This is a genomic window from Vibrio sp. EJY3, from assembly GCF_000241385.1.
Classification (GTDB): domain Bacteria; phylum Pseudomonadota; class Gammaproteobacteria; order Enterobacterales; family Vibrionaceae; genus Vibrio; species Vibrio natriegens.
On the sequence record NC_016614.1, the window covers coordinates 1,756,749 to 1,770,128 of the forward strand.

14 protein-coding genes are annotated in these 13,380 nt (G+C 44.9%); 10 read left to right on the forward strand and 4 right to left on the reverse strand.

Annotated elements, in window-relative coordinates; all coding sequences use genetic code 11:
• The first annotated feature begins 37 nt into the window (after positions 1-37).
• Both VEJY3_RS23625 and VEJY3_RS23630 read left to right on the forward strand, forming a co-directional pair.
• A complete protein-coding gene (locus VEJY3_RS23625; RefSeq protein WP_014234956.1) occupies positions 38-967 on the forward strand; it encodes a LysR family transcriptional regulator in 930 nt (309 codons plus the stop codon).
• On the forward strand, positions 960-1,343 hold the full coding sequence (locus VEJY3_RS23630; RefSeq protein ID WP_014234957.1) for a VOC family protein: 384 nt from the start codon (positions 960-962) through the stop codon (positions 1,341-1,343). Before VEJY3_RS23625 ends, VEJY3_RS23630 begins: the two co-directional genes overlap by 8 nt.
• Before the next feature lie 80 nt (positions 1,344-1,423).
• Here VEJY3_RS23630 and VEJY3_RS26060 read toward each other — a convergent pair whose 3' ends face one another.
• The 3 genes from VEJY3_RS26060 to VEJY3_RS23640 form a co-directional block, all read right to left on the reverse strand.
• Positions 1,424-1,777: a hypothetical protein gene (locus VEJY3_RS26060; RefSeq protein WP_081469396.1), complete on the reverse strand. Its 354-nt coding sequence runs from the start codon at positions 1,775-1,777 to the stop codon at positions 1,424-1,426.
• 153 nt (positions 1,778-1,930) lie between these two features.
• Positions 1,931-2,320 carry a cytochrome b562 gene (locus tag VEJY3_RS23635; protein ID WP_024372646.1) on the reverse strand — a complete coding sequence of 130 codons (390 nt, stop codon included), beginning with the start codon at positions 2,318-2,320 and terminating at the stop codon, positions 1,931-1,933.
• Between the two features lie 141 nt (positions 2,321-2,461).
• Positions 2,462-3,214, reverse strand: a complete 753-nt coding sequence (locus tag VEJY3_RS23640; protein ID WP_014234959.1) for a phosphatase — start codon at positions 3,212-3,214, stop codon at positions 2,462-2,464.
• 230 nt (positions 3,215-3,444) lie between these two features.
• Between VEJY3_RS23640 and VEJY3_RS23645 the strand changes: the two genes are divergently transcribed.
• Positions 3,445-4,500 (forward strand): trypsin-like serine protease, encoded by a 1,056-nt coding sequence (locus VEJY3_RS23645; protein ID WP_014234960.1) that lies wholly within the window; start codon positions 3,445-3,447, stop codon positions 4,498-4,500.
• Between the two features lie 95 nt (positions 4,501-4,595).
• On the opposite strand, the gene VEJY3_RS23650 is transcribed toward VEJY3_RS23645, so the two are convergent.
• Positions 4,596-4,883, reverse strand: coding sequence for a hypothetical protein (locus VEJY3_RS23650; RefSeq protein WP_014234961.1), 288 nt, complete (start codon positions 4,881-4,883; stop codon positions 4,596-4,598).
• 347 nt (positions 4,884-5,230) lie between these two features.
• Between VEJY3_RS23650 and VEJY3_RS23655 the strand changes: the two genes are divergently transcribed.
• The 7 genes from VEJY3_RS23655 (at position 5,231) to VEJY3_RS23690 (ending at position 13,284) form a co-directional block, all read left to right on the forward strand.
• Positions 5,231-6,088: a DMT family transporter gene (locus VEJY3_RS23655; protein ID WP_014234962.1), complete on the forward strand. Its 858-nt coding sequence runs from the start codon at positions 5,231-5,233 to the stop codon at positions 6,086-6,088.
• Between the two features lie 415 nt (positions 6,089-6,503).
• Complete coding sequence (locus VEJY3_RS23665) at positions 6,504-8,684, forward strand: FUSC family protein (protein ID WP_014234963.1); 2,181 nt, start codon at positions 6,504-6,506, stop codon at positions 8,682-8,684.
• 10 nt (positions 8,685-8,694) lie between these two features.
• Complete coding sequence (locus tag VEJY3_RS23670; protein ID WP_041170443.1) at positions 8,695-10,332, forward strand: TolC family protein; 1,638 nt, start codon at positions 8,695-8,697, stop codon at positions 10,330-10,332.
• The gene (locus VEJY3_RS23675) at positions 10,332-10,535 is read left to right on the forward strand and encodes a DUF1656 domain-containing protein (protein WP_014234965.1); all 204 of its coding nucleotides are present in this window, start codon (positions 10,332-10,334) and stop codon (positions 10,533-10,535) included. The genes VEJY3_RS23670 and VEJY3_RS23675 overlap by 1 nt, the downstream gene beginning before the upstream one ends.
• Positions 10,536-10,547: 12 nt before the next feature.
• On the forward strand, positions 10,548-11,435 hold the full coding sequence (locus VEJY3_RS23680; protein WP_014234966.1) for an HlyD family secretion protein: 888 nt from the start codon (positions 10,548-10,550) through the stop codon (positions 11,433-11,435).
• A 21-nt stretch (positions 11,436-11,456) separates the two neighbouring features.
• Positions 11,457-12,143 carry a potassium channel family protein gene (locus VEJY3_RS23685; RefSeq protein WP_014234967.1) on the forward strand — a complete coding sequence of 229 codons (687 nt, stop codon included), beginning with the start codon at positions 11,457-11,459 and terminating at the stop codon, positions 12,141-12,143.
• Entirely contained in the window at positions 12,136-13,284 is a 1,149-nt protein-coding gene (locus tag VEJY3_RS23690; protein ID WP_014234968.1) for an AI-2E family transporter, read from the forward strand. Before VEJY3_RS23685 ends, VEJY3_RS23690 begins: the two co-directional genes overlap by 8 nt.
• The last annotated feature ends 96 nt before the right edge of the window (positions 13,285-13,380 follow it).

The following is a 13,380-nucleotide window of genomic DNA, read 5'->3' on the forward strand; positions in this document are numbered from 1 at the left end:
GAGAATACCGTCATTACGCGCTACAGAACCAAAATCTATGGTTAATACTAAACTTATCGCCCTCCTTCCTGATCTTGCCTCGTTTATCTTGGTAGTAAATGAAGGGAGTTTTACTGCCGCAGCGAAAAAACTCGGGGTTACACCTTCAGCTTTGAGCAAACTGATCACGAGATTGGAGCATGCGCTTTCGGTAAAATTATTCGAACGCACCACTCGTAAGCTGCTCATCACTCAAGCTGGTCAAAAAGTATATGACCAAAGCATTGCGATGGTTAACGCTGCGCAGCAAGCTGTCGAACTCTCAGCAGAAGATCATACTGAGCCAAAAGGTGCACTTACCGTTGCGGCACCAGAGGCGTTTTTAAACTCGGTACTTCAGCCTTTTGTTTTACCCTTCTTACAGCGCTACCCAAAGATTCAGTTAAAGCTGCGCGCTGCAGATGGAGAAATCGATTTGTTTCGTCAAGGCATCGACGTCGCTTTCAAATTGACTGACAAGCCCGACGAGAATTTGGTATTAAAAGAGATAAGTAAAACCAACCTGGTGTTGTGTGCGTCACCGGACTACCTCGCTAAGCAGGGCACGCCAGACCACCCAACTCAGCTTGAACAGCATGACTGTATTTATCTGGCAGAAAACGATAAAGACAACATTTGGTCATTTTTTAAAGAAGAAGCCTTTCACTCTGTTGCCGTAAATGGTCGCTACGCGGTAAACCACTCACAAATGCGCTTAAATGGCGTTAAAGCAGGGCTAGGTATTGGAATCTTTCACGACTTTGTCGTCAAAGAAGCGCTAGAAACAGGGGAAGTCGTTGAAGTGCTTGCAGATTGGATGATCAAGAGTAACTACCATGGTGCAATAGCCATGCAGTACCCTCAAACGAAGTACATGCCCGCGCGCTTGCGTGTGTTTATCGATTTCGTCAATGAACACTTGATCTCAAAGGAACCTAATCATGTTTAATGCGATTCATCACGTCGCCATCATTTGTAGTGATTACCCAACGTCAAAGCATTTTTATACGGAAATATTAGGCCTGTCCGTTATTGCAGAAAATTACCGTGCAACGCGTGATTCTTATAAGCTCGACCTTGCGCTTCCTGATGGTAGCCAGATTGAATTATTCAGTTTTCCCGATGTACCTGAGCGCCCAAGCTTTCCGGAAGCCCAGGGCTTACGACACCTGGCGTTTCAAGTTGATGATATTGAGGAAGTAAAAACCTACCTTGAATCGAAAAACATCGCAGTTGAACCTATTCGAATTGATGAATTCACTGGTAAAGCGTTCACTTTCTTTCAGGATCCGGATCGGCTGCCTTTGGAGTTATATCAAAAGTAAACCGTGAAGATGGAAAGCGTAGGGGTATTTGAGGTGCTCGGTTGGAAGGTAAAGGGATTCAGAAAACGTTAAGTGCTTGATTAGGCTATGGCTGGGGGCGCCCTTGGAACTGGTGTTTCAAATCGCACACTTAGAGCCAAAAAAGTGTAGCTGTCAGAAAGAACCGAGCTCAGTCGTAAAAGTAAAGGTGTAGTTGGAAGTGAGTCGTGATGAAAGGGTGAAAAGTAACTGAATGGGCAGGGTTTCCCCTTATGTGTTACCGCATTGTCTCCCTCTTCAACCTGTACCAGTTCAAAACCATTAAGCGTACAAAGCGTTGCCCACACGCCCATGCTGTTACCATGAGCATTAATAACAGGCATTAGTGTTACCAGCGCCCAACTCAGGGCACTAACAAACAGCATGGAGCGATAAAAAGGAATTAATCTACGCATAACGGTGACTTAACAAATTTCATACAGCGTAACCAATTCTAAGTACAAGCTCAATAAAGGATTTCAGGCGTAGTTCTATTTTCCATCAGAAACAAAAGACCCGCAGAGTTGCGGGTCTTGAAATCGTTGGGGGTTGTTCATATCCATCCCAAATCAGCCAAACAGCTTGCTCCAGATGCTTGGGTTACGTTTGTCGTGGTATTCTTCACGAAGACTATCGATTTCGCGCAGTTGCGCTTTTGCTTCGGTAAGATTACCCGCATCTAAGTCCGCTTCGATGCTGTCTAGTGTCACTGACAACTTGTTGAAGCCTTCAAGAAACGTATCAAACTTTTCTGGTGGGTAGTTACCACGCTTAGATTGCTCCACGATAGCTTGTAAGCTATCAATGGCCGTTTTCATGGTTTCAACATCCGACGCTTCGGCCGCTTGTTTGAAATCCATCTTCATTTGTTTCATGTTCTGTTTTAGATCGACAGCTTCTGCCATTGCGTAGCTTGAGCCCAACGCAATCGCACACCCTAAAACTAAAGGACGTAACATCTTCACTTCTCCATTTTTAGTGCCGAATTCTTTGTCGGCTTTGTTTATCACGATCACCCCTCATTAAGGATGATTCGGATAGTTGAGCTTCGCAGTGTAAAGGAAACGCGCTTGGGGTGCATTCCCAAAATGTAATCAAGTTTATGCGTTAAGCATTTCGTCATATTCTGCAATTGGCTCTCGTCCACGAAGCGCCAGGAACGACAAAAACTGCTCAGCCGAGTGAGTAATGACGTTCTCACTCTTAATACCGACTCTGTCCATCAGTTCACCCACCAGATCGAGATTACCGACATCATGGCAAAAATGTGCATCACTGCCTGTGGTAAAGAAAACCCCCACTTCTTTACCTATTTGAGCGATATCATGACAACGTTCAACACTACCCACACGGCTGTTGCCTTTCAGGGTTGTATTGTTTATCTCAATAGCAACGTTATGTTGTTGCGCACATTTTAAAACCGTCTCGAAATCAAAGTCATAATTAGGGTTACCCAGATGCCCGAGTGCATCAACGCGACCACTTTGGATCACATTAAGTAGTGCTTCGGTATGGGTTTCTTTATTGGATGGAACAAAGACTGGCTCATGAAAACTGGCAATGACCCAATCAAGGTTCCGGTCAACGCTCAAAGGGATATCAATATCGCCCTCGATATTAAGAATGTTGGCTTCAACGCCACGAATGATGGCAACACCGTTGAGGTAACGAGGCAGAATCTTTTGGTTGGAGAAAAACCAATAATGAGGTGCACCCGGCATTGACTCTGCGTGATCGGTGGTGCAGAACATTTCGAGCCCGTTCTCTTTTGCCGACTGAGCGTTTTCAATCAACGTACTGTAAGCGTGACCGCTGGCATACGTATGTGTGTGGGTATCAACCTTAAATTCCATCATTTACTCTCTTTGGTTTGCAGGTTTTCAGCCATTGTATACCCAAACGTTGTCAGGATGCAGGACATAAAACCTCAATTCCCCCTATCCACACTTGCCAGCATGCCTCTTTTCCTGACCAAGCCCCTTCATCGAGTATGAATAATGAGACTGGATAGAAGCAATGTTGTACTTGTTGGAGTCTTGACTAAAGTAAATGTAATAACAAATCTAACAATAAGGATAAGGTTATGAGGTTACATCATGCTTTGCTCGGGACTTTCCTCATTTTGCCTATAACGACTTTAGCGGATACAGATACCAATCTATCACCACAAGATATATCTGTTGCTATCATTGGTGGTGAGCCTACCACTTTGAATCAATTACCATTTTTTGCTCGCTTGATACTACACAAAACTGGGTCTAGTGAATTCGCTAACCTTTGCGGTGGTTCTATCGTGAATGATCGCTACATTTTAACCGCCGCACACTGTGTGGAGTCAGAGGTATTCACAAACGGATGGAACACTGATGATTTACGTGTGTTAGTGAAAAACCCGACCATGGATGACGTTTATACCTCCGAATTTAAAGATGTTCGTAGAATTACGATTCACCCAGGCTATGCGCCCTACAACTTATGGATTAATGATCTGGCAGTGCTAGAACTTGCCCGACCAATCACTGATAACGTGCAATCCATTACTTTGCCACAAGATTTCGGAGATTACAGTGACGCATCGGCTTATCAAATATTTGGCTTGGGGCAGACCTCAACCACTGACACTTCAGTGCCAAATTATTTGCGCTGGGCAGAAGTCGACCCACTGACTGACGCAGAGTGTGCTTCGTTAGTGACAGGCTTCAACTCTGAAGAAAGTTTATGTGCAAATGGCTTTGAGGGCAGAGATTATACGGGTATATGCCGTGGCGATTCCGGCGGCCCGCTCACCTACGTAGACAGCAACGGCATGTATCAACAGATTGGTATTGTCAGTTATGGTTCATCCATTTGTGAATCTGCCGCCATACCGAGTGTGTTTACCGAAGTTCTGAACTACACCACTTGGATTGAACTGCAAACCAGCGCTGGCGTAAAAACCAGTTATGACGCTGAGTTAGCCGCAACGGAAGATTACCATAGTGAAGGTGACTCTCGGATCTTTGAAGACAGCAGTGATGATGGAGGCAGTGGTGACAGTGGTGGTAGTGGTGGCGCTGTCGGGACTGGCTTGTTGATGATAGCGGGATGGCTGGGTTGGATACGCAGACGCCAATCTAACAACAAATGTGAGTTGAGTTAGAAACAGCTCAGGCTATAGCGGCTCACCCGCTGTGTCTTACGATAAGAAAACAGCCTCCAAGACACGCAATACGTCATTGGACGGCTGTTTTTCTTCTAGCGACGAATGTAAATCGCGGTTGTACCGGCGGCTTTGCCTTCAGGAATACGAAAGCCCACTTTTAACATGGTATTGTGCAGTACTTTGTTAAATAACTCGAACTCCACCGTTTCTTTGACTTGGTTGAGGTGCTGCGTTTTTAACTCCGGGAATCGCATTAGTGCTTCTTTTCGTATATTTTTCAATTCTTCAGTATTAATGCTTTGTTTACTCAGCAGTTTATTACCGATGAAGCTTTCATAAGCACGCGCGCATTTCATCAATCGCAAAACAAATTCATTCATTGTAGTCTTTCTTTTTCGTTATAGCCTGACGTTAAGAACACATGTTTATATTGATTGTGTTCCAGCCTTCGGAAAAGATAGCAAGAAGTATCACAAGATAGGTGTAGGAAAAATCCTAACAGAGCGAAAGAAATTACGGACTATTCCTTTCTATTCAAATATTTAACAAAAGCCCTACAATTTGTAAAATTAAATTATTTAGTGATGATTTTATCATTAGTCAAATGATCATCAGCTAGCTCCCCAGGCAGCAAAAGACAACCGGTATAACTAATCACTTAATCAACTAATTGAATAAATCACTTTGCCGCTACACTCATTCTATGCACCCAATTTAAGGATTGAAGATGTTTACTTTTTTGCTGACCGTTGTTGTGATGCTCGCCTTTGCCGCCAATTCACTGTTATGTCGTGCAGCGTTGGTAGATGGACTGAGCGATGCGGGAAGCTTCACGATAATCCGGTTGATCTCCGGGGCGACGACGCTGGTGTTTTTTCTCCTTATCACCGGAACTTGGCACTCTGAAAAACCAACAAGTCGCTTTAAAGTTCTCGCCGGTGTGACATTGTTTGGCTATGCGGTACTGATTTCTTACGCGTATTTGAATATGGATGCAGGAACAGGCGCCCTACTCTTATTTGGGGCAGTACAGTTGACGCTTCTGACTTTACATTGGTGGCAAGGCGAACGATTTAAAACTTTAGAAGTGATTGGTATCGCCGTCTCCATTCTGGGTTTCGCTTGGTTGATGCTTCCATCAGCGACTCGTCCTGATATTTGGTCGACACTTCTTATCGTGATATCTGGCGTTTGCTGGGCGCTCTTTACTGCACTTGGTAAGCATGCTCCTTCACCAAGTAGCGGAATCGCATGGGGTTTTATTGCAGCCTCGGTAATCAGTTTACTGGTCTCCCCTTTTCTTCTCTCTTCGGTCAATCTCACCATTGAAGGCATCTCACTCGCGATCACCTCCGGTGTGCTTGCATCAGGGATTGGTTATTTACTGTGGTATCACGTAATCCAGCAACTGACTCTACTGCAAGCTGCGGTAAGCCAGCTTTCGGTACCCGTAATTGCCCTAGTACTTGGGTCTATTCTGCTTGGTGAATCCCTTTCAATTCATTCCGTCCTCACTAGCACAATCATTTTAGGTGGCATCGCGCTGGTTTTTTTATCTCGCTCCCAAAATGCAAATAAAGAATAGTAAAAACTCTACAACTTAATAAAAAATAAAACTTTTCCTCTCAAAATCCCATTCATCATCTATGCTTTTTAAAGGTGTGGCATAGATGACACCAAACAAATGCCCCCTATTTAGTATCAGGCGATTTATAGATTTAAAGAAATCTTGGCTAGGAAAAACCAGTAAATCTGTTTCATAAATAAGACCACGTAAAAGTAGTGGTTTTGAGCATTTACCCAATGCCCCTAGTAATGACAAGGGATACAGGTAAATTGATCGCTTTATATGCATTTAGTTTTGACACAAGATTTACAATCTGCTCCTTTTTGCTCGCTATATTCCGCCAACCAAAATATAGTTGGAACTGCAACCCTAAACCAACTTTTTATTAACAAATTCATCAACTTGAAACGATAAGCCTGAGCAAACTTTGACTATGAACGACAAAATTAAATTTGCTATAAAAGTATCGCTTAGCCTCACCCTGGCTTATCTGATCCCCTTTGCTATGGGGTGGCCGCAGGCGTCTACCGCAGCGACAACGGTGATGCTGATTGCCACAACAGGCAGTCGTCGAGAGTCTCTCGCAAAAGGCACATTGCGCGTTCTCGGTACCCTAGTCGGGGCAGTTGTCGGCTTGTTGCTGGTTGGACTCTTCGCACAAGATCGCCTGCTGTATATGCTGAGCGTGTCGCTCGTCGTTTCATTCATCTTTTATTTTCGTAACGCTTACCAAAAAGACCCTACGCTGCTGATGCTTACCGGGGTGATGACGTTAATGATGTCCAATGGTGGTGATGCGGACGGCGCTTTTCTTTACGGTGTTGATCGCGCCTACATGACTGTTTTTGGCGTGGTTGTCTATACATTGGTCGGTACTTTTCTATTCCCAGTCAAAACCGAACAAAATCTGCGTCAGCTAATTGAGCAGTTAAATCAAACTCAGCAAGCGTTATTCGCTACGATTGTGCATAGTTTTGAGCAAAGTCATGAATCACACCCTGACTCTGCCGATGGTTCAGAATCACCAGAGGAATCAGAACACAGAGCCTCACAACTCAATATCGACAAGCTCACCGAAGAAATGTTTGCTGCGCAAAATAGTCTGGAGCAACGATTTGCAACTGTGAGTGTTGAGTGCAGTGACGTCTCCGCGTATTTAAAAGAGTGGCGCTTGGCGGTTCACCTGAGCAAACAAATTACTCAGCAATTATCGGTTGCCGTGCATAGCCATTTTAGCCTTGAAGAAGATCGTCAGTGCATCACTAACTTTGACGAAACGATCGCGGAAATAGAACAGTTATTCCATACCTGTCAGCAGGTTTGGGAAGACAATGAACACGTTTACCGCACTAAAGAATTTAAGGTTGAATACAATCAAGAATTGCTAGATTCGGTACCACACCTGACTAAAGGCTCGGCAATCACTTTAGGGTTTCTGCTGGAATCCATGCATCAGAACCTCTCACGCCTGGCTGAAAGCATTAGCTGTATTGACTCGGTGACGAACAATGTCTCGTTCAACATTGAACTGCCAGAATCGAAAGGCAAGTTCTTGTGGTGGGATGCAGAAAACTTCAAAACAGCAGTCAAAACCTTCGTAACCTACTGGGTTGCAGGGCTCATCTGGATCTATTTTAACCCTCCGGGTGGCTACTCATTTGTGATTTTCTCGACCATGTTCATGTCTTTGTTGTCGTTTGTTCCTGTGCATCCAATTTTACTATTGGTGTTATTCACCTTTGGTTTCCTGTTTGCGGTGCCATCTTATTTATTCATTTTGCCGCAACTGGATCTCGGTCTGGAGCTAGGCCTGTTTATCTTTATCTACACATTTATTGGTTTTTACTTGTTCAACGGACCGATAACAATTTTCTACATGGTCGGCCTATTTGTACTTGGGCTGGACAATAATATGTTCTACCACTTCGGGATCTTAATGACGATCATGACACTGTTTTACTTGGTCGTATTCATGATTATTTTTGCTCATTATTTTCCGTTCAGTTCAAGACCCGAGCACCTATTCTTAACCATAAAAGAACGCTATTTCCGGCATACACGAGCTCTGTTTGTCACCTATCAAAAACAGTCTGAATCCTTTTTCACGCCACTTAAGCGTGCTTTGCACATAGTCACATTGAACGTGTCTGCGAAAAAACTCAAAGTGTGGGGTTCCAAAATCAATCACAAACATTTTGACCAAACGACACCAGAGGCGATCGGTGCATTCAGCAAAGCTTGTGACGTGCTATGCAGCCACATAAACGTGCTCATGGTTGCAGAGAAAAAATTGTTGTCTAACCCTTTGATAAACAAGCTCCGTCAACAACATCGTGACTCCATCATTCCTTTGATGGCGGGTGCATTAGCCAGCCACCAGGTAACAGAAGAACTCGACTCCGTATTTAATCAATACAGTCAGGATTACCAATCCTTCGAAGATAAGCTGGAAGATTTTTTTAATGAATTGGATTTATCTGACTACGCTTATTCAGAGATAGCTGGTTTTTATATCTTGCTGAATTTAAAACGGAACGTGTTCGAAGCAATTAAACATTGCAAGCAAACCTACGAGGATATCGATTGGGTGAACTTACAACAGAAGCGGTTTTAAAGGTAGGGGTATGATGCTTCAAAAACTAACGAAACCAAGCCTCGCCATAATGACTCTGATTGGGCTCAGTGCGTGTACAACTGTGGGGCCAGACTATGTCCATCCCCAGCAATCTGCTTTACCAAGTGATTGGTCATTGCAAAACGCAGTACAGGATACCGAGCAATCTGAGCAAAAGGTACAGCAGTGGTGGCAACAATTTAATGACCCAACACTGAATCAACTGGTTGAGTTGGCGAGCCAGCAAAACCTTGATTTAGAAGCCGCTGGGTTGCGTATTGTCCAAGCCCGTGCCTTAGTTGGCGTTGCATCAGGCTTGCAGTATCCACAGGTACAAACCGTATCCGGTAATTTGGCACGTGCTTACGTCAACGATCAAGGGTTCAACAATGCTGCGCTCTCATTTGATGCAGCTTGGGAGATGGATATTTGGGGTAAATATGCTCGCGGGATTGAATCGGTAGAAGCGGGTTACTATGCAACGATCGCGTCTTACCACGATATTATGGTAACCATCACGTCAGAAGTGGTGCGCAATTACATCAACTATCGAACCTACCAAGAACGTATTCTGCTCTCTAAACGAAACATCGAGATCCAAGAGCGCGTGGTCAATATTACTCAAGTCCAATTCGACTCAGGTAACGTGACCGAGCTCGACGTTCAACAAGCACAAAACCAGTTGTACACCACAAGAGCCGCCCAGCCCAGCCTTGAAATTGCGATGAAGCAGTCACGCTCCGCGATTGCACTTCTGTTAGGCTTGTTGCCAGAAGAAGTCGACACCATTCTGGCATCAAATGGTCTATCCGAGCGTATCGCCGAATACGAAGCACAATTTAAATCAACAGGTAGAAAAACGGCGTTATCTGGCAATGACGAAAACTCGATTGTCCCGCGTCCACCATTGTTAGAGACACAAATCGACGCCAACTTGGTCATGCGCCGACCAGACTTGCAAGTGTCTGAGATGCAAGCTCGCGCGCAAAGCGCCCAAATTGGTGTGGCAGAAGCGGCCTTGTATCCAAGTTTTTCTCTGTTTGGCTCGATTGGTATCGACAGTACCGTACCGGATGGCAGTAGCTTTAGTTTCAGTGACTCACTCACGATGGTCGCAGGCCCAGCGTTTAGTTGGAACATTTTCCAATATGGACGTGTGAAAAATAACATTCGCTACGAAGATGCCAGCTTTCAGGAAACCTTAACCAACTACAACAAAAAAGTACTGCAGGCCGTCAATGAAGTCACCAACGCGTTAGAAGCTTACGACCTGTATTTAGAACAAAAATCGCTACGTTTGCAGTCGGTAAACTCTTCGATTCGTGCCTTCAACATTTCGATGACTCAATACGAAAACGGCCAAATCTCCTTTGAGCGTCTACTGAACTCAGTAGAGAAAATGACGCGAGCAGAAGATAACTACGCCTCTATCAAAGGCAATGTTGCCAACCAGGTCGTCGCTCTTTACAAGTCCCTTGGTGGGGGTTGGCAAGCACAAACCGGTAAGCCGTTTTTATCTGACGAGATTGCGAAACAGATGGTCGAACGCACCGACTGGGACGGGTATTTAGACCAAGAAAACCGAGTTCTACCGCCACTTCCTATTGAACGGGCTGGTGACAAACCGCCTAAAGGGGAGGAGCCATAATGCCTTATGAACTCTCTTGGGGTGATGTGTACTTTTCCCCGTTACTGCTGGTGCTGTTTCTTGCGGTCACCGCAACGTGGATAACCGTCATCCTGTTAAACAAGACTCGCTTATCTCGTTTTATCGCTTTTCCGTCGCTGACTTTCATCGCCATCATGGTCTGTTATGTGGTGGCGATAGACAGCTTTTATATTCAATTTTAGGTGCCAAACAAGATGAAAAAACTATTCGTAATTGCACTCAATCTTGTCATTCTTGGTGGCGCAGCTTGGCTCGGCTATCAAAAGTATGAAGAGTATTTCAATAATCCCTGGACGCGAGATGGTCAGGTACGTGCCAATGTCATCAAAGTTGCGCCTCGCGTATCCGGTCCAATTGTGAACGTTGCGATACAAGACAACCAAGAAGTCAAAACTGGCGATTTATTGTTTGAGATCGACCCAACCACCTACGAGGTTGCATTGTCGCAAGCAGAAGTGGGACTGGAAAAGTCCATCGTCAGCTCTCGCGGTAAGAAAATCGAGTACGACCGTTTAACGGATATCCGGGCGAAAGATCGCGGCGCAGTATCCCACAAAGATCTTATCCGCCGTGAGATTGCCTATGAAGAATCTCTACTACAAATCAAGGCGGCAGAAGAGCAGTTAAAGTCTGCGAAATTGAATCTTAGCTATACCAAGGTTTATGCGACCGTCGACGGTTTTGTTTCTAACCTGGATATCCGCAACGGTACTCAAGCGGTTGCCAACCAGCCTCTGCTTGCGCTTATCGACAAACACAGCTTTTGGGTATTTGGTTTCTTCCGTGAGAACCAGTTACAGCAAATCGAGCCTGGCAGCAAAGCACAAGTGACGCTGATGTCTCATCCAGAGACACCTATTGACGCAACCGTCGATTCTATCGGCTGGGGTATCGCGCCACGAGACGGTACCGTCGGTTATAACCTGCTGCCAAATGTTAACCCTGTCTTCCAGTGGATTCGTCTGGCACAGCGCATTCCTGTGCGTATTGCCATTAAAGAACTGCCAGAAGATATCGAGCTTCGATTTGGCCTTTCCGCTTCCATCATGGTGATGAAAGACTCATCAGAAAACAATGAATAGTTACTAAGTGAGAGAACAACTATGGTCATTGGAAAAAAACTCAAAAACATTAATGAAGAAAATAACTTCTTCTATCTCACACTGTCACTCATCGTTTTGTTGATTGGCGGAGCATCTGCTCAGGTGGTGGATGAAGGGGCAATCGAGCATATTTTACAGGCGTTTACGATAATCACGTTCATCGTGTGTTTTGCTAGTCTACGATTCGATAAAACCTGGTCTCGGTTCCTCTATACTCTTTTCGCAGTATGGGTGTTGGTCATCGTGATAAAAACGATTTTTCATATCAAAGAAATGAACGTCGTGATGCTCGCGTTAACCTTTGCGTTTTTCTTTGGCACCTTTAAATCTATTGCAAGACAAATCCTGTTTACTGGTCACGTCAACAGTAACAAAGTCATTGGGTCTGTTGCGTTATTCCTGTTGCTGGGTTTGATGTGGGCCATCGCCTACCTCATTTTACTGGAGTTTTCACCACAGGCTTTCACCGGTATGGAGGCGATATCCTGGGGGCAAAACTTCTCCAATGCGGCATATTTCAGTTTCGTCACCCTGACCACTCTTGGTTATGGCGATATCAGTCCTCTGACTCCGTTGGCTCAAGTCATCGTTTATTTAGAGGCCATTACAGGTGTGTTTTATATGGCTATTGTGGTTTCTAGCCTCGTCAGTTCCAACATTGATCATCAGGTAAATAAAAATGGATAAATCATCGGAAAGAAATGAAAGTAAGATTTTCATCAGTAATATGGTGGAATCGTCAATACGAATTGGCTTGATCTTCGTATTGTTTATGTTTACTTACGACATCATCAGGCCTTTCATCCTTCCCGTTATTTGGGGGGCGATCATTGCAGTGGCACTTTTACCCGTCACTAAAAGGCTTCAGCGAGCCTATGGTGGCAGGCGTGGTTTGGCAGCAACCACCATCGCTTTGCTTGGTATCGCGCTGTTAGTGACACCGCTTGTGATGGTTTCTGGTTCCATTTACGACGGTGCAACCCATGCACTGCAAGTACTCCAGAGCGGTGATGTCAAAATACCTGGGCCGAAGCCATCGGTTGCAGACTGGCCACTTGTCGGTGGTAAGCTCTACGACACCTGGACACTTTTCTCGACGAATTTAGAACAAGCAATTCAAACCTTTATGCCTCAGATTAAGTCAGCATTGACTTCCCTGCTTGGCATGATGGGTGGCGCTCTGGGTAGTGTATTGCTTTCTATTCTGTCTTTGGCGATTGCCGCTGGCTTTATGACTTACTCAGAATCATTGGCATCTGGCCTAACCACCATTGCCATTCGTACCGCAGGTGACAATGCAAAAAGCTGGGCGACGCTCATTGCAGCAACCATTAAAAGCGTTTTACTTGGCGTTGTCGGTGTCGCTGCGATTCAAGCGTTGCTGATTGGTGCGGGTTTCTTCGTATTTGGCGTGCCTGCAGCTGGCTTGCTTACTCTAATACTGATGATTTTGTGTATCGCTCAGTTACCAGCTCTTCTTGCAGTGCTACCTGTGATTGGCTACATGTACATGACTCAAGACAGCACGACTGCAACCTTGTTTACCGTATGGGCGGTCGTTGGTGCGCTTTCTGAAAACTTGCTCAAGCCAATGCTGATGGGTCGAGGCGTGGACACTCCGATGCCAATTATCCTGATTGGTGCCATCGGCGGTATGCTTGTCTACGGTATCGTAGGCCTCTTCCTTGGCGCGGTTATTCTTTCAATTTGGTATGAGCTATTCGTTTGGTGGCTAAGCATTGAGAAAGCCCAACAGCAAGAGGAATTGGGCGACTTGCTGGAGGAAGCAAAAGACCAAAGTGAATCTGGCAACGGAGCAGGTATTTAAGCTCACCAAGCCTTAATCCGATACTCACAATCTTTCAAACCGTTGCATTGCAGCGGTTTGTTTTTATTGGTGTCACATTTTCATCTCAATAACGAT